At 72.6% G+C, this 21390-nt stretch carries 18 protein-coding genes; 4 read left to right on the top strand and 14 right to left on the bottom strand.

Annotated elements, in window-relative coordinates; translation table 11 throughout:
• Nucleotide 1 precedes the first annotated feature (1 nt).
• A complete protein-coding gene (gene cobN / locus JXZ78_RS09645) occupies nucleotides 2-3673 on the top strand; it encodes a cobaltochelatase subunit CobN (RefSeq protein WP_238782791.1) in 3672 nt (1223 codons plus the stop codon).
• A gap of 121 nt (nucleotides 3674-3794) precedes the next feature.
• Here cobN and JXZ78_RS09640 read toward each other — a convergent pair whose 3' ends face one another.
• From JXZ78_RS09640 to JXZ78_RS09620, 5 genes are all read right to left on the bottom strand, one after another.
• Entirely contained in the window at nucleotides 3795-5126 is a 1332-nt protein-coding gene (locus tag JXZ78_RS09640; RefSeq protein WP_030021109.1) for an LCP family protein, read from the bottom strand.
• A gap of 241 nt (nucleotides 5127-5367) precedes the next feature.
• Nucleotides 5368-5622, bottom strand: coding sequence for a hypothetical protein (locus tag JXZ78_RS09635; RefSeq protein ID WP_238782790.1), 255 nt, complete (start codon nucleotides 5620-5622; stop codon nucleotides 5368-5370).
• 110 nt (nucleotides 5623-5732) lie between these two features.
• The gene (locus tag JXZ78_RS09630) at nucleotides 5733-6452 is read right to left on the bottom strand and encodes a hypothetical protein (protein WP_050502615.1); all 720 of its coding nucleotides are present in this window, start codon (nucleotides 6450-6452) and stop codon (nucleotides 5733-5735) included.
• 67 nt (nucleotides 6453-6519) lie between these two features.
• Nucleotides 6520-7485, bottom strand: coding sequence for a M56 family metallopeptidase (locus tag JXZ78_RS09625; protein ID WP_030021106.1), 966 nt, complete (start codon nucleotides 7483-7485; stop codon nucleotides 6520-6522).
• A 7-nt stretch (nucleotides 7486-7492) separates the two neighbouring features.
• Nucleotides 7493-7885, bottom strand: a complete 393-nt coding sequence (locus tag JXZ78_RS09620) for a BlaI/MecI/CopY family transcriptional regulator (RefSeq protein ID WP_050502626.1) — start codon at nucleotides 7883-7885, stop codon at nucleotides 7493-7495.
• Between the two features lie 347 nt (nucleotides 7886-8232).
• Between JXZ78_RS09620 and JXZ78_RS09615 the strand changes: the two genes are divergently transcribed.
• Entirely contained in the window at nucleotides 8233-8808 is a 576-nt protein-coding gene (locus tag JXZ78_RS09615) for a TerD family protein (protein WP_030021104.1), read from the top strand.
• Nucleotides 8809-8926: 118 nt separating this feature from the next.
• On the opposite strand, the gene JXZ78_RS09610 is transcribed toward JXZ78_RS09615, so the two are convergent.
• A complete protein-coding gene (locus tag JXZ78_RS09610) occupies nucleotides 8927-9382 on the bottom strand; it encodes a tellurite resistance TerB family protein (RefSeq protein ID WP_030021103.1) in 456 nt (151 codons plus the stop codon).
• Between the two features lie 181 nt (nucleotides 9383-9563).
• Nucleotides 9564-10946, bottom strand: coding sequence for an alkaline phosphatase (locus tag JXZ78_RS09605; RefSeq protein WP_030021102.1), 1383 nt, complete (start codon nucleotides 10944-10946; stop codon nucleotides 9564-9566).
• Between the two features lie 380 nt (nucleotides 10947-11326).
• Between JXZ78_RS09605 and JXZ78_RS09600 the strand changes: the two genes are divergently transcribed.
• Nucleotides 11327-11899, top strand: coding sequence for a DUF6344 domain-containing protein (locus JXZ78_RS09600; protein WP_033038245.1), 573 nt, complete (start codon nucleotides 11327-11329; stop codon nucleotides 11897-11899).
• Nucleotides 11900-12159: 260 nt separating this feature from the next.
• Here JXZ78_RS09600 and JXZ78_RS09595 read toward each other — a convergent pair whose 3' ends face one another.
• The 3 genes from JXZ78_RS09595 to JXZ78_RS09585 form a co-directional block, all read right to left on the bottom strand.
• Nucleotides 12160-14424, bottom strand: coding sequence for an MFS transporter (locus JXZ78_RS09595; RefSeq protein WP_030021100.1), 2265 nt, complete (start codon nucleotides 14422-14424; stop codon nucleotides 12160-12162).
• Nucleotides 14425-14617: 193 nt separating this feature from the next.
• Entirely contained in the window at nucleotides 14618-15889 is a 1272-nt protein-coding gene (locus JXZ78_RS09590; RefSeq protein ID WP_238782789.1) for a sensor histidine kinase, read from the bottom strand.
• A 186-nt stretch (nucleotides 15890-16075) separates the two neighbouring features.
• Complete coding sequence (locus tag JXZ78_RS09585; protein ID WP_078624358.1) at nucleotides 16076-16777, bottom strand: response regulator transcription factor; 702 nt, start codon at nucleotides 16775-16777, stop codon at nucleotides 16076-16078.
• A gap of 336 nt (nucleotides 16778-17113) precedes the next feature.
• On the opposite strand from JXZ78_RS09585, the gene JXZ78_RS09580 reads away from it, so the two are divergent.
• Nucleotides 17114-18106: a D-alanyl-D-alanine carboxypeptidase family protein gene (locus JXZ78_RS09580; protein ID WP_030021097.1), complete on the top strand. Its 993-nt coding sequence runs from the start codon at nucleotides 17114-17116 to the stop codon at nucleotides 18104-18106.
• 85 nt (nucleotides 18107-18191) lie between these two features.
• On the opposite strand, the gene JXZ78_RS09575 is transcribed toward JXZ78_RS09580, so the two are convergent.
• The 4 genes from JXZ78_RS09575 to JXZ78_RS09555 form a co-directional block, all read right to left on the bottom strand.
• Complete coding sequence (locus JXZ78_RS09575) at nucleotides 18192-18767, bottom strand: hypothetical protein (protein ID WP_030021096.1); 576 nt, start codon at nucleotides 18765-18767, stop codon at nucleotides 18192-18194.
• 45 nt (nucleotides 18768-18812) lie between these two features.
• The gene (locus JXZ78_RS40185) at nucleotides 18813-19694 is read right to left on the bottom strand and encodes a 4'-phosphopantetheinyl transferase family protein (RefSeq protein ID WP_078624367.1); all 882 of its coding nucleotides are present in this window, start codon (nucleotides 19692-19694) and stop codon (nucleotides 18813-18815) included.
• On the bottom strand, nucleotides 19589-20551 hold the full coding sequence (locus JXZ78_RS09560) for an alpha/beta hydrolase (protein WP_078624357.1): 963 nt from the start codon (nucleotides 20549-20551) through the stop codon (nucleotides 19589-19591). The genes JXZ78_RS40185 and JXZ78_RS09560 overlap by 106 nt, the downstream gene beginning before the upstream one ends.
• Before the next feature lie 3 nt (nucleotides 20552-20554).
• On the bottom strand, nucleotides 20555-21390 hold an 836-nt coding region (locus JXZ78_RS09555), incomplete at its 5' end, for a biotin/lipoyl-containing protein (protein WP_238782788.1).

The raw sequence follows: 21390 nt of genomic DNA, 5'->3' as shown, positions 1-21390 counted from the left end.
CATGATCCTGCTGCTGTCGACGTCCGACACCGACCTGCTGAGCGCCCGCGCGGCCGCCGGTCCCGTGCCGTACCGGCTCGCCAACCCCGCCCGTCTCGACCTCGCCGAGCTGCCCGCCCTCCTGGACGGCGCCGACCTGGTCGTCGTCCGTCTCCTCGGCGGCCTGCGCGCCTGGCAGGAGGGCCTGGACCAGCTCCTCGCCGCCGGCCAGCCCCGGCCCGTCGTGGTGCTCACCGGTGAACAGGCGCCGGACGCGCAGCTCATGGAGGCGTCCACCGTCCCCATCGGCATCGCGGCCGAGGCGCACGCCTACCTGGCGCACGGCGGCCCCGCCAACCTGGAGCAGCTCGCCCGCTTCCTGTCCGACACCGTGCTGCTGACCGGCCACGGCTTCGAGCCGCCGGCCGCCGCGCCCTCCTGGGGCCACCTGGAGCGCTCGAAGCACCTGGCGGCCGAGGCGCGTACGGGCGCGGAGGTCGTGGCCCGTACGGACGACACGGGCGCCGCGACCGGCCCGCTGGTCGCCGTGCTCTACTACCGCGCCCACCACATGAGCGGCAACACCGGCTTCATAGAGTCGCTGTGCGAGCGGATCGAGGAGGCCGGCGGCCGCCCGCTGCCGCTGTTCGTCGCCTCGCTGCGGGCACCCGAGCCGGAGCTGATCGAGGAGCTGCGGGCCGCCGACGCCATCGTGACGACCGTGCTGGCGGCGGGCGGCACCAAGCCCGCCGAGGCGTCGGCCGGCGGCGACGACGAGTCCTGGGACGCGGGCGCGCTGGCCGCGCTGGACGTGCCGATCCTCCAGGCCCTGTGCCTGACCGGGCCGCGCAGCGCCTGGGAGGAGAACGACGAGGGCCTGTCGCCGCTGGACGCGGCCAGCCAGATCGCGGTGCCCGAGTTCGACGGCCGGCTGATCACCGTCCCGTTCTCCTTCAAGGAGACCGACGAGGACGGCCTGCCGGTGTACGTCGCCGACCCCGAGCGCGCCGCCCGGGTCGCCGGCATCGCCGTACGCCACGCCCGGCTGCGCCACATCGCGCCCGCCGACAAGCGCCTGGCGCTGGTGCTGTCCGCGTACCCGACCAAGCACTCCCGCATCGGCAACGCGGTCGGTCTGGACACCCCGGCCAGTGCGGTGGCGCTGCTGCGCCGCCTCCAAAAGGAGGGCTACGACTACGGGGACGAGCCCGTGCCCGGCCTGGAGTCCGGCGTCGGCGACGAGCTGATCTACGCGCTGATCGAGGCGGGCGGCCACGACCAGGAGTGGCTGACCGAGGAGCAGCTGGCCCGTAACCCCGTCCGTATCCCGGCCGCCGACTACAAGCGCTGGTACGGCACGCTGCCGAAGGAACTGCGCGAGCAGGTCGAGGAGCACTGGGGCCCGCCGCCCGGCGAGATGTTCGTGGACCGAAGCAAGAACCCGGACGGCGACATCGTGCTGGCGGCCCTGCGCCGCGGCAACCTGCTCATCCTCATCCAGCCGCCGCGCGGTTTCGGCGAGAACCCGATCGCGATCTACCACGACCCCGATCTGCCGCCGTCGCACCACTACCTGGCCGCCTACCGCTGGATCGCCGCCTCCCAGGAGGACGGCGGCTTCGGCGCCGACGCCATGGTCCACCTGGGCAAGCACGGCAACCTGGAGTGGCTGCCCGGCAAGAACGCCGGCCTGTCCGCCGCCTGCGGCCCGGACGCGGCCCTCGGCGACCTGCCGCTGATCTACCCGTTCCTGGTCAACGACCCGGGCGAGGGCACCCAGGCCAAGCGCCGGGTGCACGCCACGCTGGTCGACCACCTGGTGCCGCCGATGGCCCGTGCCGAGTCGTACGGCGACATCGCGCGCCTGGAGCAGCTGCTGGACGAGTACGCGGCGATCTCCGCCATGGACCCGGCCAAGCTGCCCGCCATCCGCGCCCAGATCTGGACGCTGATCCAGGCCGCCAAGCTCCACCACGACCTCGGCCTGGAGGAGCGCCCGGACGACGAGGGCTTCGACGACTTCCTGCTGCACGTCGACGGCTGGCTGTGCGAGGTCAAGGACGCGCAGATCCGCGACGGACTGCACGTCCTCGGCGGCGCGCCCGCCGGTGAGGCGCGCGTCAACCTCGTACTCGCCATCCTGCGCGCCCGCCAGATCTGGGGCGGCACGTCCTCGCTGCCGGGCCTGCGCGAGGCGCTGGGCCTGGACGAGTCGGCCGCGACCCGCACGACCGCCGACGCGGTCGAGGAGCAGGCCCGCGGCCTGGTGCAGGCCATGGACGACGCGGACTGGGACCTGGCGGCCGTCGAGCGGGTCACCGCCGAGCTGCCGGACGACCAGCGCGAGCCGGTGGCGGCGATCCTCGCCTTCGCCGCCCGCGAGGTCGTGCCGCGCCTGGCCGCCACCACCGACGAGATCGACCACGCGGTGCACGCGCTGGCCGGCGGCTTCGTCCCGGCGGGCCCGTCCGGATCGCCGCTGCGCGGCCTGGTCAACGTCCTGCCGACCGGCCGTAACTTCTACTCGGTCGACCCCAAGGCCGTTCCCAGCAAGCTGGCCTGGGAGACCGGCCAGGCGCTCGCCGACAGCCTCCTGGAGCGCTACCGCACCGACCACGGCGACTGGCCGACCTCGGTGGGTCTGTCCCTGTGGGGTACGAGCGCGATGCGCACCTCCGGCGACGACGTGGCCGAAGCGCTCGCCCTGCTCGGCATCCGGCCCGTGTGGGACGACGCCTCGCGCCGGGTGACCGGCCTGGAGCCGATTCCCGCCGACGAACTGGGGCGCCCGCGCGTTGATGTGACGCTGCGGATCTCCGGCTTCTTCCGTGACGCGTTCCCGCACGTCATCGGCCTGCTGGACGACGCCGTACGGCTCGCCGCGTCCTTGGACGAGCCCGCAGACGTCAACTACGTGCGCGCGCACGCCCAGGCCGACCTGGCCGCGCACGGCGACGAGCGCCGCGCCACCACCCGCATCTTCGGCTCCCGCCCTGGCACGTACGGCGCGGGCCTGCTCCAGCTCATCGACTCCCGCGACTGGCGCACCGACGCCGACCTCGCCGAGGTCTACACGGTGTGGGGCGGATACGCCTACGGGCGCGGCCTGGAGGGCTGCCCCGCGCGCGAGGAGATGGAGACCGCGTACAAGCGGATCGCGGTGGCGGCGAAGAACACCGACACCCGAGAGCACGACATCGCCGACTCGGACGACTACTTCCAGTACCACGGCGGCATGGTCGCGACCGTGCGCGCGCTCAAGGGCACCGCGCCCGAGGCGTACATCGGCGACTCGACGCGCCCGGAAACGGTGCGCACCCGCACGCTGGTCGAGGAGACCTCCCGGGTCTTCCGTGCCCGCGTGGTCAACCCGCGCTGGATCGAGGCGATGCGCCGCCACGGCTACAAGGGCGCCTTCGAACTCGCCGCGACCGTCGACTACCTGTTCGGATATGACGCCACGACCGGCGTCGTCGCCGACTGGATGTACGACAAGCTCGCCCAGACGTACGTCCTGGACCCGGAGAACCGCGCGTTCCTCCAGGAGGCCAACCCCTGGGCCCTGCACGGCATCGCGGAACGCCTTCTGGAGGCGGAGTCGCGCGGCATGTGGGCCGAGCCGGACAAGGAGACGCTGACGGCGCTCCGGGAGGCGTTCCTGGAGACCGAGGGCGACCTGGAGGAGAAGAGCTGACGGGCGCTTAGGCGCAGACATACGCCGGAGCGCCGGACAGGCTGACCACTCAGCCTGTCCGGCGCTCCGGCGTCTGCGCGACGGTGCCGTACGACGACGGTGCGTACGTCGCGGGAGGGGGTCAGCCCGTCGTACTGAACCCGTCGCCGACCGTCAGCGTCACCACGCCGGGACCGGCGGCCGTCGCGTCCGCCGACTTCTCCGTCTTGGCACCCGCGAGCCGGGCGGAGAGCACCTTGGCCTGCGCGTCCAGCGCCGCGGGGTAGGTGATGGCCGTCTCGCTGCCGGCGGGCGCGTTGTCGGTGGAGACGACCGTGAAGCCCATCTTGCGCAGGTCCGCCGCCACCTCGGCCGCGTAACCGGTCCTCCCCGTGCCGTTGAGGACCCGTACCTTCACCGAGCGCGCCGTGACGAGCTTCTTGCCCTCGGCGGCCAGCTTGTCCTTGTCGATCTCCTTGTCGTGCGCCAGGTCGCTGAAGAGACCGCCGGCCTGCGGGTACTGCCACACGACGTTCGCCTTGTCGGTGGGCACGTCCGCCTCGCGCGGGTAGTTCGGCACGGTCAGGAAGGTGAGCCGGTTGCTGGGCACGTCCTTGACCGTGGAGGCCAGCTCGGACAGCGGCTTGACGCCCGCCAGGTCGTTGTCCGTCGTGATGGACTTGGTGGCCGAGTCGAGGAAGTCGTACAGCGCGCCGGGGCTGGTCAGCTTGGACTGCGCCTTCTCGCCGAGCGCCTTCATGAACTCCTGCTGGCGGCCGATGCGGCCCAGGTCGGAGCCGTCGCCGACGCTGTAGCGGGTACGGACGTAGCCGAGCGCCTTCTCGTCCTGGACGTTCTGGCAGCCCGCCTCCATGTCCAGGTGGGCCTTCTTGTCGTGGATCGCGGTCTTCGGGCAGACCTCTATGCCCCCCAGGGCATTGACCATGCCCTTGAAGCCCTGGAAGTCGACCGAGACGAAGTGGTCGATGCGCAGCCCGGTGTTCTTCTCGACGGTCTTGATCGTGCAGGCCGCCGCGCTGGCGACGTCACCGCCCTCGCCGCCGATGGTGAACGCTTCGTTGATCTTGAAGTGGTGGGGCTTGGACTTCCGGCCGTTGCCGCTGTCGCAGGACGGGATGGACACCCAGGAGTCCCGCGGGAAGGAGACGGCGGTGGCCCACTCGCGGTTGGCGGCGATGTGCAGCACCATCAGGGTGTCCGACTGCATCGTGTCCAGGTTCTTGCCGTACTTGGCGTTGGCGCCCGCACGGCTGTCCGACCCGACGACGAGGATGTTCTTGGACCCGGGGCTGAGGTTGGCGGGGCGGTCGCCGCCGAGCCGGCTGCCGACGTCCGCGCCGTGGATGTTGCCGTCCAGCTTGAAGTAGACCCAGCCGCCGACCCCGGCCGTGATCAGCAGCAGGATGCCGATGATGCCGCCGGTCCAGGCGAGGATGCGCCCGCGCCGGGTCATCCGGGCCTTGCCCGGCTTGCGCCCGCGGCCGGATCCGGCGGCACGGCGGGAGCCGCCGGAGCCTGCGCGGCCAGCGCGGCGGGAGCCCCCGGCGGGGCCGGTGCGGCTCGCGGAGCCGCTGCGGCCCGGGGGGCCGCTCCGGCCCGCGGGGCCGGAGGTGACGGAAGTTCCGGTCTGGCCGGAGGGTGCGCCCCGCCGGGGCCGGTGCCTGTCTTGCACGCTCTATGGTCCTTCTGGTGCGTCAGATGCCCGCGCTCGGCAGAACGAGAATCCGGTCGGGGTCGTACGGAAACCACTGCGGGCAACTGCCGCCGCTGCCGCGCATCGTACGCAACCTGCACCACAGTTCGCCTGCCCCGTCCCGCCACCAGGCGGTGATGCGGCCCAATTCCCATCCGCCGTCGGGGTGTTGCAGCTCCACCGGCTGGTAGACCCAGTGCACCTCCGCCTCCGGAGGAGGGCCGCCTCCCGGCGGGGGCCCGGACCTCGTCGTCATCTCCCCCTCCGGCCACGTCCGTTGCGCACGTTTCGGCGCACTCTACAGCCCAGTTCTACAGGGCTGTAGAAGCGAGCGGGTGTGGGGCAGGTCACAGAGGGTGGGGTGGGTCAGGCTCGGGGGAAGGTGGTCGGTGCGGTCAGATGCTCGCCCGGCTGGCCGTCACTTTCCTTCCACAAAGGGGCGTGTGTGCACGAAGAGGACGTCTCGCCCTCCAGGCGCTGACGGTCGCCGTACCAGAAGACGTGGTGGTGTCGGGCACCCCCGGCCGAGGCGGCGTCATCACGCACCGCGTTCATCTCCCAAGTGTCGTCGTAGGGCTTCGCGTACGACGTGATGCGCCAGCCGGTGCTCTTCAGATGGTCCCGCAGCCGGTCCAACGCGGGCCGGACCGTACTCGACGGCACCCGGTCCAGCGCCCAGATGTGGCTGATCTGGTAGGCCCCGCCCACGGGCCGGTCGTGGAGGCTGCCCTCGCCGGGCCGGTAGCAGGGGCCGGAGTAAAGTGTGTTCACCGTGCGTGCACCGGGCGGACGGGAGTGTTCGCTCCTCGGTATGGTGCGCTGCAGCCCCAGGGCCCGGTAGGCGTTCTCGGACGCGCTGACGACCTGTTCGGCCACCTCCTCGGGGGCTGCCTCGGGGAACGCATTCTCGGGGGCCGCCTCGACGGGCTTCGCGGGAGCCGTCGCCGTGGTGCCGCAGGCCACCACCCCCGGCATCACGAGGATCGGGACGGCTGCCGCGATGACGCGGCCGAGGGCGGACACCTTGGGGGCCGCAGGGCCCCCGATCCGGCCGGCGGCGGTGCTGTCTTCCTTCACGCTCGTCATCGCCGCATCGTACGGAGCGACCGGTCGCCACGTCCGGGCGCGCCCCGACGTATTGCCGCGCCCCTGTTCAGAGCGGTGTGGCGGCCTTGAGAACGAGGAAGAGGGCCACCGCCGCGTTCAGTGCGGAGAGTGCCGAAGCGGCGGTGCCCGCGGCGGCGATCAGGGCGGCCAGGCCGGCCGGAGTGAGGGCCGGCGGCCAGCTCCGGGCCGGGGGTACGGGGCCCAGGAGTGCCGCCACCCGGCGCGGGACGGGACCCGGCTCCGGGGTGGCGAAACCCGCCAGTACGGGCCCGGGAGTGGGCCGGGAGACGAGGGCGGCCTTGCCGACGGCCCGCGCGGTCAGCCGCCGGTCGCCGACGGTCCGCGCCGCCTCCTCGTCGGCCCAGCGCTCGGCGCTGAAGGCGACCGCCGTACGCAGCGGCCGCAGCAGCGGGTTCGCGCAGCCCGCCAGCCGTACGGCGAGCTGGAAGCGGTGGTGGCGCTCCGTCAGGTGGGCGCGCTCGTGGGCGAGCAGCGCGCGGCGCTCGTCACTGTCCAGGCTGCGCAGCATGCCGCGGGAGACCGCGATCCGGCCCGGCCGTGCGGGCCTGCCGGGGCGGGCGGGCAGTCCGGGTACGGCGTAGGCGTACGGGGAGTCGTCGGGCAGCACCGCCAGTTCCGTGGCGGGCGGCAGGCCGTCCAGCGCGCGGTGCGTACGGGAGCGGACGCGGTAGTGGCGGCGCAGCTCGGCGCCACCGGCCGTCAGGACGGCGGCGAGCGCGGCGATCGCCGCCGCCCCGGCCACCTCGGCGAACGGCACCGCCGCGCGCACCTCCGGGTCGGACCAGCCGTCGGGCAGCGGGTTGCCGGGGAGCTGGGCGGTGCCCACCACCATCAGCAGCCCCAGGCACAGCGTGCTGCACACACCGAGGACGACGGACAGGGCGGTCAGCAGGCGGGTGGTGCTGCGCGGGTGCAGATGCTGGCCGGCGAGGCGGGCGATCGGCAGCGCGGTCAGCGGCAGGACGAGCGGGAGGAAGACGAACACGCCCATGGGTCAGTCAGTCTCCGTGCGGGGGGCGGCCCGTACCGGGGCCGGGACCGGTGGGGTGGCCGGGGTCTTCGCCGGTGGCGCGCTCCAGCAGGGTGCGCAGCAGCTGTTCGTCCTGGGCGGAGAGCGCCGAGACGAAGCTGGCCAGGACGGCGTCCCGGTCGGACTCGCTGTCCAGGACGCGGCGCATCCGCAGCGCGGCGAGCCCGGCCTCGTCGGCGGCCGGGGTCCACACGTAGGAGCGGCCGACGCGTTCGCGGGTGACGGCCTTCTTGGCGTGCAGGCGGGACAGGATCGTCATCACCGTCGTGTACGCGAGGTCGTCACCGAGGTGGTCCTGCACCCAGGCGGCGGTGGCCGGGCCGGGCGCCTGGTGCAGCGCGGCGAGCACCTGGGCCTCCAGCTCGCCCTGGCCCCGGCGGCGCGCACGGTCGCGGCCGCCCGGGTGGCTGTCGAATCCGCCGGGATGGTCGCCGGGTGCGCCCGGATGGCCGTCCGGTCCGTCTGTACGGCTGCCGGGCCCGCCCGTATGGCCGCCGAACCTGCCCGTACGGCCGTCGAAGGGGTCCCCGTTCATCGCCGTCGCCTTCTTCCGTTCGTGCCGCACGCCCCGCGCGGCGGGGGCGTCGCCGCATCCTACTGAGCGGTCCGGGAACGCGTCCCGCTCCTCGTTCGTCATCTTCTACAGCACTGTAGATTTTGTGGCCCGCCGCACACGGCGGGCCGCATCCCGACCCGGGAGGAACATCCATGGGAGTCTCGCTGGCCAAGGGCGGCAACGTCTCGCTGTCGAAGGAGGCGCCCGGTCTGACCGCCGTGACGGTGGGCCTCGGCTGGGACGTCCGTACGACCACCGGCGCCGACTACGACCTGGACGCGAGCGCCCTGCTGTGCAACGAGTCGGGCAAGGTCGTCTCGGACCGGCACTTCGTCTTCTACAACAACCTCACCAGCCCGGACGGCTCGGTGCAGCACACCGGCGACAACCTCACCGGTGAGGGCGAGGGCGACGACGAGTCGGTCAACGTGAACCTGGCGGGCGTGCCCGCCGAGGTCTCCAAGATCGTCTTCCCGGTGTCCATCCACGACGCGCAGAGCCGCGGCCAGAGCTTCGGCCAGGTCCGCAACGCGTTCATCCGCGTCGTCAACCAGGCCGACGGCAACGAGCTGGCCCGCTACGACCTGACCGAGGACGCCTCCACCGAGACCGCCATGGTCTTCGGCGAGCTGTACCGGCACGGCACGGAGTGGAAGTTCCGCGCGGTCGGCCAGGGCTACGCGTCCGGCCTGGCCGGCATCGCGGCGGACTTCGGCGTCAACGTCTGACCCGCGTCCGGAGGCGAGCGGTACGACGGCGGGCCCGCGGCATGTGTGCCGCGGGCCCGCCGCCGTACGGCGCGTTCGTGCGGCGCGCCCTGTGACGCGCCCGAGTGGCGCGCTCCGGTCAGAGGTCGAACTCGGCCGGCGGAATGTCCAGCGCGTAGCAGACCTCGCGCACGACGGCCTGCTCGGTCTTGTCGAAGTCGCCGTCGGCGCCGCCGATGACGATGCCGATCTGGATGACGGCGCGCGCCTCGACCGGCTTCTTCTTCACCTTGCCGATCTCCTGCATGAGGCCGACCTTGCCGAAGTCGAAGTCGGCGGTCAGCTTGTCCAGGTAGGCGTCGAAGCGCCGGCGCAGGTCCTCGGCGTCGAAGTTCTGCAGCACCTCGTTGGTGGCGATGAGCTGGGCCACCCGCTGCCGCTCGGAGGGGTCGACGTGCCCGTCGGCGGCGGCGACGAGCGCGCACATCGCCATGCTCGCGTCCCGGAAGGCGCCGCTCTTCAGTTCGTTCTTCTTCGCGACGAGCTGGGTCTGCATCGTCTGGGCGGAATCCTTGATCCGGTCCCACAGAGCCATGTGGATCTCCTTGTCGTTCCCGCGTGGTGCCGCGCATCGCTGCCGGTCGAGTCATGCGCAAGTAAAATCTACAGCCTTGTAGATTCCGGCATGCCAGTGCGGGGGTGCAAAGCGGTACGGCCCTGAACGTGCGGAGGGCCGGGGCGTCGGCCCCGGCCCTCCACAGCCCCCCGTTCCCCCGTCAGCGCAGCCGCAGCGCGGTGCGGATGGTGCTGAACAGCTGCGTCTGGTCGGTGACGCCGAGCACGCGGTACGCCTGCGGGCCCTGCGCGGCGATCCGGACCTGCACCCCGGTGTGCTCCTGCGACTTGCCCGGCGTGTTCGTCGAGTAGTTGACCTTCAGCTTGCCGCCCTCGTCGGTGACGAGCGTCGAGGAGAGGCCGGGCGGATTGGCGTCCAGCGGCACGATCTGGCTGGAGTGGCCGTGGTCGGCGGTGGTGACCACGAGCGTGTCGGGGTGCTTGGCGGCGTAGTCCCGGGCCACCTTCACCGCGCGGTCGAACGCCGCGGTCTCACCGATCTGCCCGCAGGGGTCGGCCGCGTGGTCCTGCTTGTCGATCGAGGCACCCTCGACCTGGAGGAAGAAGCCCTTGTCCCGGCCGTGGCCGCGCTGCGCCTTCTGCTTCTTCTCCAGCAGCTGGATGGCCTTGGCCGCCTGCTGGTCCAGGGCGGGCGTGCCCTGGGGCCGCTGCGGGTTGCCGGTGGTGCACCGCTGCGGGTCGGTGCCGCCGACGGCGGCGGGCTCGCCGGTCCACTCCACGGGCACGTTGCCCGGCGCGAAGAGGCCGAGCACCGGCTTGCCGTGCGCGACACTCCGTACCCGCTTGAGCGCGTCGCGGTCGGTGACGACCTGGTAGCCCAGCTTGCGGGCCTGCTCGGCCACCGTCAGACCCTTGTACGGGCCTTCGGTGATCTTCTGGTCGAAGCGCTGCTTGCCGCCGCCGAGGAGTACGTCCACCTTGTGGTTGACGCTCTGCTCGGCGATCGAGCCGGGGCCGCCCTTGCTGATCTTGTCGGTGGGGCACTTGGCCATGTCGGCCGGGCCCTGGCAGCTGCGGTCGGTGGCGTGCGAGGCGAGCACGGCCGGGGTGGCGTCGGTCAGCTCGGCGGTGGTGACGGAGCCGGTGGCGTAACCGTTCCGCTGCGCCAGCTCCAGGATCGTCGGCAGCGCCTTGTCGGTGTCCGGCGTCTTGGAGATCCGGCCGTTGACCGTCTTGTGGCCGGTGGCCCAGCCGCTGCCGCTGGCCGCGGAGTCCGTCACGTAGTCCGGCTTCTTCCGCTTGTCCACGGCGTACGTCGTGTAGGTGCCGGTCATCGGGAACTTGTCCATGTTCAGCCGCCCGGCGGCGCCCACGGTGTAGTCCCGGGCCAGGGTGATCTCGCTGTCGCCCATCCCGTCGCCGATCAGCAGGATGACGTTCTTCGCCGCTCCGCCCCTGACCGCCCGCTCCGCCTGGTCCTCGGCCCCGAACGCGGCGGCTCCCGCGGGTACGGCCACCGCGGTGGCGAGCACCACGGCGGCACCGGTGATGACGCTGCGGCGGGACAGGCGCAGTCTTCGCATGAGTACTCCTCTTCGTGCGCCGGCCGGATGCCGACGCAGCGAAGCCCACCAGCCTCCGGTGAATGCGGGGTGACCACCACACGGCGTCCCGGCCGCCGCCACCCCAACGGAGGGCGCGCGAAGGGCGGGGCGCGAGGTGCGGCGGGCACGGGCCGACCGGCCGGCGCGAGCCGGGGTGGGCCGACCGGGTGGTGTTCATCCGAAGAACGACGAATCGCGGTGGCCGGTGCTCGTCTTCCGGCGGCGTCTACACATCATGAGGAAAGTACGCAAATCGGTCATCGGGACAAGTGTCCCGGCGGCGCCGCACCACCGCTTCACCGCGGCGCCGCCCCGACGGCCCGGAACCACCGCAGGACCGAGCAGAGAAGAGAGGGATCATGGCCACCACCAAGGTCACGAAACTCTGGACCGCCTTCCTCGTCGTCATCGTCAAGTTCCTCGCCGCCCTGGGGTTCCGCACCCCCGCCGCGGCCTCCTCCGTGGCCTTCGCCACGATCCCCGCCCCCGCCGAGGGGGAGGCGCGCGGCACGGCCGCCGCGCTCGCCGCCGCCGGGGCCGAGCGCGCGACCGGGGTGAGGGAGACGACCGCGCCGCCCGGCAGCAGGACGCACGCGGCGCCGTACCCGGCGACGGGCGCTGCCGAAGGCCCGGACAGCGGCCACGACTTCGGGTACGCGGGCGCCGCGTCACTGTTCGCCGCGCCCCGGATGATGTACGGGCGGACCCTGCCGCCGACGATGAAGCAGCGCATCCGCGCCGAGGCGCACGGCGCGGCACCCAGCTCCCGCTGCGTCCAGACCGACGCCTTCGACGCTCCGCGCGCCGCCTCGTACTCCGCGTCGTACACCGTCCCTGTGGGCGCCCCGCCGGCCCGTGCCGCCGCGGTGCCGTCGCCCCGTGGCGCGGTGCCTGCCGCCCGGCGCCCCGAGCGCGTCCTCTGCCCGGCCTGAGCCGTACGGAGTACGTGCGCGGGGCGTGCCGAGGATCCGTACCGAGTACGCGCCCGATCCGTACCGAGTACGCGCCCGAACCGCATCGAAGTGCGCGCCTGAACCGTTCCCCGTGAGCCCGTGAGCCCGTGAGCCCGTGAGCCCGTGAGCCCGTGAGCCCGTGAGCCCGTGAGCCCGTGAGCCGCCTGGGCCGTACGGCGCAGGTGACATGACGGCGGACGTACCGGATACCGGAAGCAGCTCCTCCGGTCCCGACCGGCTTACGGAAGCGGCCTCTTGGCGGCTTCGTGGGTGAGGTCGAGGTCGAGGCGGCGTTCCCGGTCACCGGCGGCGAGCGTGACCCGGCCGGCGTGCGGCGGACAGCCGGCGGCCGTCAGCGTGTAGGCGCCGCCAGCGAGACCGGTGAAGGCGAAGGTGCCGTCCGGACCGGTCACGGTGTGGAGGGCGGACGTACCGCCCAGATCCTGAAGAGTGACGGCGGCGTCCGGCAGCGGACGTCCGTGCGGGTCCCGTACGGTGCCGCGGACCGCGGTCGCCGGGACGAGCCGGGCATCCTGCCGTGCGGGTGTGCCGGGAGACGAGAAGGAGCGCGCGTGCGGGCGGTGGCCCGTGGCGCTCAGTACCAGGGTGAAGTCGCCGGGCGTGAGTCCGGTCAGCTCCCAACCGCCCTGCGCATCGGCCGTCGTGGTGACCACGACCGCGCCGTGCGCGTCGGTGAGGACGACGCGGCCGCCGTCGAGCGGGGTGCCGTCGGTGCCGCCGAGCAGGGTGCCGTGGACGCGGCGGGAGCCGGTCCCGGGTGTGGTGACGAGGGTCGACGCGGGCGTGGTGGCGCCCGCGGGACCTGTCGGATGCCCGCCGTCCGGAACGCTCCCCTCCCCGCCGTTCGGGACGCCGGCCTTCCCGCCGCCCGGAGCGGTCCCCTTCCCGCCGTCCGGAACGCTCCCTTCCCCGCCGCCCGGAACGCTCCCTTCTCCGCCGCCCGGAGCGGCCAACTCGAACCCCCCGCTCTCCTCCCCGCCACGCGCGAGCAGCTGCGGGCGGGACGTCGCGCGCTGGGACGGGAGGAACGCCGCCAGGACGAGTCCGACGGCGACCGCGCCGGTGGCGATGGCGAACGAGGTGCGGAACCCGGCCATGGTCGGCACCGTGGCCGCCCCCGCCGGAGCGGACATGTGGGCCAGCACCATGCCGATGACGGCGCTCGACACGGACGTGCCGATGGAGCGCATCAGGGTGTTGAGGCCGTTGGCGGCGCTGGTCTCCGACGGGTCGACGGCGCCGACGATCAGGGCGGGCAGTGAGGAGTACGCCAGGCCGATGCCCGCGCCCACGATCACCGAGATGATCACGGTCTGCCAGGCGGCGCTCATCAGGCCGAGACCGGCGCCGTACCCGACGGCGATGATCAGCATGCCGAGCATGAGGGTGGCTTTGGGCCCGCGCCGGGCGGAGATGCGCGCGTACACCGGGGCGGTGAGCATCATGGTCAGGCCGAGCGGGGCCACGCACAGGCCCGCCACCACCATCGACTGGCCCAGGCCGTACCCGGTGGACGCGGGGAGCTGGAGGAGCTGCGGCAGGACGAGGGAGATCGCGTAGAAGGCGACGCCGACCATGATGGACGTGAGGTTGGTGAGCAGGACCTCGCGGCGGGCGGTGGTGCGCAGGTCCACCAGCGGTGCGGAGACCCGGAGTTCGAAGACGCCCCACAGGAGCAGGAGGCCGACCGCGCCGCCGAACAGCCCGAGCGTGGTGGGCGAGCCCCAGCCCCAGTCACTGCCCTTGGTGATCGGCAGCAGAAGGCAGACCAGGCCGCCGGTCAGTCCGACGGCGCCGAGCACGTCGAAGCGGCCGGTGGCCCGTACGGAGGTCTCCGGGACGAAGGCCACGCTGAGCAGTATGGCCAGCACGCCCAGCCCCGCGGAGCCGAAGAACAGCGCGTGCCAGTCGGCCTGCTGCGCGACCAGGGACGCGGCGGGCAGCGCGAGGCCGCCGCCGACGCCGATGGAGGAGCTCATCAGCGCCATGGCCGAGGCGAGGCGTTCACGGGGCAACTCGTCGCGCATGATGCCGATGCCGAGCGGGATGGCGCCCATGGCGAAGCCCTGGAGCGCCCTGCCCACCAGCATCGTGGTCATGTCAACCGTGAAGCCGCAGATCAGCGAGCCGAGGACCATGAACGCCAGGCTCGTCAGCAGCATCCGGCGCTTGCCGTACAGATCGCCGAGCCGGCCCATGATGGGGGTGGCGACGGCGCCGGTGAGCAGCGTCGCCGTCATCACCCAGGTGGCGTTGCTCGGGGCGGTGGCCAGGAGGGCCGGCAGGTCCTTGATGACCGGTACGAGCATCGTCTGCATGACGGCGACGACGATGCCGGCGAAGGCGAGGACGGGGACGACGGCGCCGCTCCCGGTCCGCCGGGCCCCTTCGGGTGCTGCCAGGGCTGCTTCGGTGGGGTCGGGCAGGGAAGGCGCGGCGGTGCGCGCCGGTTCCCCGGTGCGCTGTTCCGTCGTCTGTGGCATAGGTGGGGCCTCCGGTGGGGACAAGTGGATGCCCCCTGAACGTTTTTGCCGCGGTGGACATTCCAACGTCCGCTGAAAAGCCTCGCCACGGCCCTTCATGATGCCCAACTTCCCGCCGAACGCCCGGTTTACGCGCCATTGCCCAGGCGCCCGGCCCCCCAGGGGGCTGGTGGTCGACCGTCCCCTCACAGACTCAGGACATCACCGTCAACACGCAGGGCACCTGGAAGCTGACGATCGTCGGGCCGCCCGCCGGGCTGCTGATGCCCAGGGTGCCGTCGAAGGCGGCCAGTCGCCGCTGGATGCCCTGGAGGCCGCTGCCGTTCTCCAGGCCCGCGCCGCCGTGGCCGTCATCGGTGACGCTGACGGTCAGCGCGCCGGAGCGGTACTGGATGTCGACCAGCACCCGGCGCGCACCGGAGTGCTTGGTGGCGTTGGTGAGCAGCTCGCAGACGGCGAAGTAGGCAGCGGACTCCACGGCCGGTTCCGGGCGGGACGGGAGGTTCGCGGTCACCTGTACCTGGAGACGGCTCTCCAGGGCGAGCGAGCGGACGGCGTCCACGAGGCCGCGGTCGGCGAGCACCGGCGGGTGGATGCCGCGGACGAGGTCGCGCAGTTCCTCCAGCGCGCGCATGGAGGCGTCGCGGGTCTCGGCCAGCAGCGTACGGACGGCCTCGGGGTTCTCGTCCAGAAGCGATTCGGCGGCGCCCAGCTTCATGCCCATGGCCAGCAGCCGGGCCTGCGCCCCGTCGTGCAGGTCGCGCTCGATACGGCGGATCTCGGCCGCGGACGAGTCGACGGCATCCGTACGGGTACGGGCCAGGTGCGCCACCCGCGAGCCCATCTCGGCCTTGGCGGTGGGCGCCAGCAGGGAGCGTGTGATGCGGGCGTGCAGGCGCAGCACGTACGGGGCGATCAGCAGGCCGACGGGGATCTCGGCCAGACCGAGGCCGGCGGCGATCCAGGCGGACTCCTGGCCGCGTACGGGCACGAACAGGTACCAGGTGCCGTCCCAGGACCCGGTCACCGGCTCCCAGATGAACGGCAGCGCCATCCCGAACAGGCCGTGCGCGAGCATCGCGAACGGGACGATCGCGAGGAGGCCCGTCACGGTGACGGCGCACTGCGCCCACAGCACATCGCGCCAGGTGGCGCTGTCGGTGAAGACCGCCTTGCAACGACGCCAGGCGCCCTTCCAGCCGCCCCCCGCGCGGGGCACGGGCCGGTACGGCTCGGCGATCGGCACCCCCGTCTTCCCGGTCAGGCGCCGCTGCGCGCCGGCGGCCCGGCGCAGGACCGCGACCAGACCCGGTACGAGGAACAGCCCGAACCCGACCAGCACCAGGGACATGCCGACGAGGGCGACCCAGGCGAGGACGACGGCGAGCACACCGAGGAAGAACATGCTCAGGCCGCGCCCCATGGCCGACCATCCGGCGGTGAACCAGTCGCGTCCCTGGCGCACACCCTGAACGTCGCTTCCCGGACCTGGGTCTTCGGCCATCTCACTCGTCTCCGTGTCGGTGCGCGTGCCCGGGCCGGAGCCCGGGGGCGGTCGCTCGGTGCGGTGCCTGCGCGGTGTCGTACGCATACGGATTCGCATACGCGTCCATCGTCCGGCGCGCGGCGCCGGTAATCAGTGGTGCTAGCCCTACTTCCGCGCGACGGCCGCGCCGGTGGCCGCCCCCGGCCGGACCGGGTCGTGCTGCACATAGGTCAGGTACGCGAGGACCGCCTGCACCCGGCGGTTGTCGTCCTTGGACGGCAGCAACTGGAGCTTCGTGAAGATGCTGTTGATGTGCTTGTCGATCGCCTTGTGCGTGACGAACAGCGACTCGGCGACGGCCGCGTTCGACCTGCCCTCGGCCATCAGGCCCAGCACCTCCAGCTCGCGGCGGGTGAGGAGGTCCAGGGGCTCGCGGCGCGACCCGTTGTGCAGCAGCCGCTCGACGACCGCGGGGTCCATGGCCGTACCGCCGTCCGCGACGCGGCGCACCGCCTCGATGAACTGGCGGCTGTCGAGCACCCGTTCCTTGAGCAGGTAGCCGACCGAGCCCGCGCCGTCCGCGAGCAGTTCGCGGGCGTACAGCTGCTCCACGTACTGCGACAGGACCAGGACCGGCAGGCCGGGGACGCGGCGGCGGGCCTCCAGCGCGACCTGGATGCCCTCGTCGGAGAAGGTCGGCGGTAACCGTACGTCCACGACAGCCACGTCGGGCCGCTCGTCGAGCAGCGCGCGCAGCAGCTCCGGCGCGCTGCCGACGGAGGCGACGACCGTACAGCCGTGCGCCGTCAGCAGATGCTCCATGCCCTCCCTCAGGAGGAACAGGTCTTCCCCGAGGACGACGCGCATCCGAGCCTCCCCCCGCGGCGGCCGCTTTCCGGGCGCCGCCCCCGTACACAGCGCCTCACGACGCCTGCGCCGCGCCGCCTCGATGACGCCCCTCCGTTTTCGGGACCTTACCCGGTGCCTCCGGCACCGCAGGGGCAATCCGGTGAAGTCCGTCGGTATCCGGCAAACCGCCGTCGTACTTCCGCAAGTCGCCTGCCCGGCGCGGGGCTCGGCGCCGGGGCCCGACGACCGCGTACCGCCCGCCGTGCAGTTTGATGTACAGGGCATCCTCTGCAGGCTCGTCCCGCACGGGAGCACAGTTCGTCAAGAAGCACGACAGTGATGGAGCGTTCCGACTTGACCGCAAGAGTCCTGACTTCGCGAGTAGCAGCCGTCGCAGGCGGCGCCCTGCTCGCTCTCTCCCCTCTGACCGCGCAGGCCGCCCAGGCCACGCCCCCCACGCAGAACGCACCCTCCACCCACACCTTCCAGACCCGGCAGACCCCGCAGACCCCGCGGCCCGCCCAGACCGCACCCGTCATCGCGGCGAAGGGCGCGGCCCTGGTCGACGGCGCCACCGGCAGGTCGCTCTTCGGCAAGGAGGCGGACACGGCCCGCCCCATTGCCAGTACGGCAAAGATCATGGCCGCCTCCGTGGTGCTCGACACCAAGGGCGTCGACCTGGAGCGGCGGGTCCCCGTCAAGCAGGAGTACCGGGACTTCGTCACCCAGCACGGCTCCAGCACCGCGGACCTCCAGACCGGTGACAAGCTCACCGTCCGCCAGCTGCTCTACGCCGCCCTGCTGCCCTCCGGCGCGGACGCCGCCTACGCCCTCGCCGACACCTTCGGCACCGGCGGCACCAACGACGAGCGCACCGCGTCCTTCATCGCCCAGATGAACCGGAAGGCCGGTGAACTGGGCCTCAGCCACACCACGTTCGACTCCTTCGACGGCGCGGGCACCGACGCCAGCACCCCCAACGAGCTGGTGAAGCTCGCCCGCCACGCCATGCAGAACGACACGTTCCGCACGGTCGTCAAGACCAAGCAGTACAAGGGCGAGGCACCCGCGGCCAACGGCCGCACCCGCTACTACACCTGGAACAACACCAACCAGCTGCTCGGCTCGTACGACGGCGTGACCGGCGTCAAGACCGGCACCACCACCCCGGCCGGCGACTGCCTGGTCTTCGCCGCCACCCGCGGCGACAAGACCCTCTACGGCACCGTCCTCAACAGCAAGGACCGCTACGCCGACGCCGCCAAGCTGCTCGACCACGGCTTCGGCACCACCAAGGCGAAGTCCCTGAAGCTGCGCGCCCTCCCGGCGAACACCCAGCGCGACTGATCCGTTCCACCGGCACCGGTACGGACACGACGGGGCGCGACCGCCGAAGCGGCCGCGCCCTCCGCGCGAACCGGGCCCGCCCGGTTCACCGCTCCCAGTACGAGGCCACCGCCTGCGCATACGCCACCCGGCGATCCAGCCGCCCGCCCCGCACCCGGAAGCGACCACGCGCCGTCTCGGTCATCACCGCCCGGCCGAAGGGCTTGCCGGGACGCTTCCAGGCCGTACGGAGCTGAAGGTCGGTGGCGCCGATGTCGGAGTTGGACCAGAACACGGCGACCAGGTACAACAAGAAGACCGGCAACAGCACCAGGCACACCAACAGCGACGGCACCGTCCCCTCGCGCCCACGCAGCACCGTCCCGTCGGGCAGCTGGATCTCGTGCGCGGGCCGCCAGTACTTCTTCTTGGGCGGCAGCCGGATCTCCGCCAGGAGCTGAAGGTCCGCCCCGAGGACGGCGAGGCAGCCGCCGCCCGTACGGACGACCACGGCGAGCGGGGAGGCACCGGCAGGCTCAGCGGCCAACGTGAAGCACGGCTCGCACCCTTCCGGCACGGAGCAGCCGTCGGGGACGCCCCGGAGCACGTGGACGGGCGCGGCGCCCTGGGGGCGCAGCTCATAGCTCTTGGGGCTGGGGCGGCGGGTGAAGGTGAGTGTCATGAAGCGGTCCGCCCCGTCGCGTCGGTGAAGAGCTGGAAGATACCGTCACTGCCCTGCCGACGGCGTGGTGTGCGGGACGGTGACCGCGGTGAGGATGAGGGACTGATCCGCCAGCCAGCGCCCGGTGAAAAAGTGCGGTGCCACTGGGGAGTTGGGGGCAGGGCCCGGGCCGGGGAGGATTCGGGCGTGGAAGGTGCCCGTGTGGGATGGGGTGCCGGTGGGCGAGGTGGGCATCGCGGGTGGGCAGTGAAGGCGGATTTGGAGGTGTTGGGGGCGTAGTGGGTGGTGGGTCAGGGGGAACCATGCCTTGTAGACCGACTCCTTCGCGCTGAAGAGGAGGCGGTCGTGGTGCACGCCGGAGTGGTGGGGACAGGGGCGGAGGCTGTCGCGTTCCGCGGGCAGGGCGAAGGTGTTCAGGACGGCTGGGGGGAGGGGCTCGTTGGGTTCTGCGTCGATGCCCAGGGACAGGAGGTCGGTGCCGCGCGCGAGGGCGGCGGCGCAGTAGCCCTGGCGGTGGGTCATGCTGCCCACGATGCCTACGGGCCATTGGGGGGCTCCGTGCGGACCGGGGAGTATCGGTGCTGGTGGGGCACCGAGTGCGTGCAGGGCGCGGCGGGCGCAGGACCGGGTGAGGGCGAACTGTCGGCGGCGTTTGGGGACGGCGTGCTGGAGGTGCGCGCGTTCCTCGGGGTGCAGGGTGGTGTTGGGGTCTTCGTGGTGGTTGGCAGCGTGGGTAGGGCCTGGGGGGCTGGGGGAGGAGTTGGGGCCGGGGGTGGTGCGGACTTCGGCTGCGCGGACCGTGGGAGGGAGGAGGGCGGTGATCACGGGTACGGGACGGGGACGGGCTGTGGGGCGCTCGGGGCGCGCTGTTTCAGGTGGGAGGCGAAGCCGTCGAGGGCTCGTAGGTGGTACGTGCGGGCGGCCCATCCGAGGCTGAGGTTGTGGCCGGCGTCGGGCTGGCGCTCGACCTGGGCGGGTGCATCGGCCAGTGCGCCGCGTATCTCGTCCACCGCCCGGTCATCATGGCACCACCAACGTTCGTGTTCGGCGAAGGTGAGGCGGACCGGGACGCGGATGCGCGGGGCGAGTTGGTGGAAGACTTCGGGCCAGCTCAGGGCGTCCGCCGTCTCGCGCGAAGGCATCGGCGTGACCAGGTCGCGGCTGGTGGTGTGGGTGCCGGCGGGGTACAGGCGGAGCGGGCCCCAGTGGAACTGCCAGGCCGCGCGCCCGTCGCGGGAGCGGAGGGCCTGCTCGGCGCCGGGGGCGTAGCGGTGGCCGCAGCCTGAGATGTCTACGCCGAGGAGGTCGTCGGCGGGGTGCTCCGCGGCGTGGGTGAGGGCCAGTTTGCCGCCGAAGGAGTGCGCCAGCAGGAACATGCCGGCCCCGGTCGCGTACCGGTGGCGGATGGCGTCGAGTGCGCTGCGGAGGACGGCGGACTGTTCGGGCAGGGGGAGCCCGTCGGGGAAGTCGGCGGCGGACAGGCCGTAGCCGGGGCGGTCCAGCGCCAGGACGGAGAAGCCGAGCGCGGCGCCCAGGGTGAGCAGGGAGAGACCGGGGTGGGCGGGGCCATGGAAGTATCCGGCGCGCATTCCGGCACCGTGCAGCGCCACGACCGTGGCGCGGGGCGGGCCGGAGAGGGGCGCGCAGTGCAGTCCGGAGAGCCGGACGCCGTCGGCCTGCACGACGACCTGGCGTACGGGGGCGAGGGGCGGGGCGTCGGGGGTGGGGACGCCGAGGGGCGGGGACGGAGGGAAGCCCGACGGCGGGCACGCGAGGTCGGTCACGGTCTACTCCTTGACGTCGCAGATCGGGGACCCGGCGGAGACGGACGCGCCGACTCCGGCGGTCAGGCCCACGATCGTGCCGGCCTTGTGAGCGGTGAGGGGCTGTTCCATCTTCATGGCTTCCAGGACGACGACCAGGTCTCCCTCGGCGACCTGCTGGCCTTCTTCGACGGCGACCTTGACGATGGTGCCCTGCATGGGGGAGGCGAGGGTGTCGCCGGAGGCGGCGGAGCCGGATTTCTTGGCGGCCTTGCGCTTGGGCTTGGCGCCGCCGGCGACCGCGGCGCGGGCCAGCGGCATGCCCAGGGAGGACGGCAGGGAGACTTCCAGGCGCTTGCCGCCGACCTCGACGACGACCGTCTCGCGGGTGTCGGCCTCGGCCTCGTCGGTGCCGGGTGCGGCGAACGGCTTGATCTCGTTGACGAACTCGGTCTCGATCCAGCGGGTGTGGACCTGGAAGGGCTCGGTCGAGCCGGTCAGCTCGGGCGCGAACGCCGGGTCGGTGACGACCGTCCGGTGGAAGGGGAGGGCGGTGGCCATGCCCTCGACGGTGAACTCGTTCAGCGCGCGGGCGGCGCGCTGCAGTGCCTGCTGGCGGGTGGCGCCGGTGACGATCAGCTTGGCCAGCAGCGAGTCCCAGGCCGGGCCGATGACCGAGCCGGACTCCACGCCGGCGTCCAGCCGCACGCCCGGACCGGCCGGCGCCTCGAACGTGGTGACGGTGCCGGGGGCGGGCAGGAAGTTGCGGCCGGGGTCTTCGCCGTTGATGCGGAATTCGAAGGAGTGGCCGCGTACCGGCGGGTCGTCGTAGCCGAGTTCTTCGCCGTCGGCGATGCGGA

The organism is Streptomyces monomycini, from assembly GCF_022271435.1.
Lineage (GTDB): Bacteria > Actinomycetota > Actinomycetes > Streptomycetales > Streptomycetaceae > Streptomyces > Streptomyces monomycini.
Note: the sequence above shows the minus strand (reverse complement) of the source record. Positions and strands in the feature narration are given on the sequence as shown.

Bases quoted from the DNA above. Each gene is read 5' to 3' on its own strand.
- JXZ78_RS09640 (WP_030021109.1), bottom strand. From the start codon at position 5,126: ATGACCCGGCGCGGGCGCATCCTCGCCTGGACCGGCGGCATCATCGGC.
- JXZ78_RS09625 (WP_030021106.1), bottom strand. From the start codon at position 7,485: ATGGGCGTGTTCGTCTTCCTCCCGCTCGTCCTGCCGCTGACCGCGCTG.
- JXZ78_RS09595 (WP_030021100.1), bottom strand. From the start codon at position 14,424: ATGCCACAGACGACGGAACAGCGCACCGGGGAACCGGCGCGCACCGCC.
- JXZ78_RS09610 (WP_030021103.1), bottom strand. From the start codon at position 9,382: ATGGCTCTGTGGGACCGGATCAAGGATTCCGCCCAGACGATGCAGACC.
- JXZ78_RS09585 (WP_078624358.1), bottom strand. From the start codon at position 16,777: ATGCGCGTCGTCCTCGGGGAAGACCTGTTCCTCCTGAGGGAGGGCATG.
- JXZ78_RS09615 (WP_030021104.1), top strand. From the start codon at position 8,233: ATGGGAGTCTCGCTGGCCAAGGGCGGCAACGTCTCGCTGTCGAAGGAG.
- JXZ78_RS09630 (WP_050502615.1), bottom strand. From the start codon at position 6,452: ATGACGAGCGTGAAGGAAGACAGCACCGCCGCCGGCCGGATCGGGGGC.
- JXZ78_RS09575 (WP_030021096.1), bottom strand. From the start codon at position 18,767: ATGACACTCACCTTCACCCGCCGCCCCAGCCCCAAGAGCTATGAGCTG.
- JXZ78_RS09600 (WP_033038245.1), top strand. From the start codon at position 11,327: ATGGCCACCACCAAGGTCACGAAACTCTGGACCGCCTTCCTCGTCGTC.
- cobN (WP_238782791.1), top strand. From the start codon at position 2: ATGATCCTGCTGCTGTCGACGTCCGACACCGACCTGCTGAGCGCCCGC.
- JXZ78_RS09605 (WP_030021102.1), bottom strand. From the start codon at position 10,946: ATGCGAAGACTGCGCCTGTCCCGCCGCAGCGTCATCACCGGTGCCGCC.
- JXZ78_RS09635 (WP_238782790.1), bottom strand. From the start codon at position 5,622: ATGACGACGAGGTCCGGGCCCCCGCCGGGAGGCGGCCCTCCTCCGGAG.
- JXZ78_RS40185 (WP_078624367.1), bottom strand. From the start codon at position 19,694: ATGGGCCGCCCGCACGTACCACCTACGAGCCCTCGACGGCTTCGCCTC.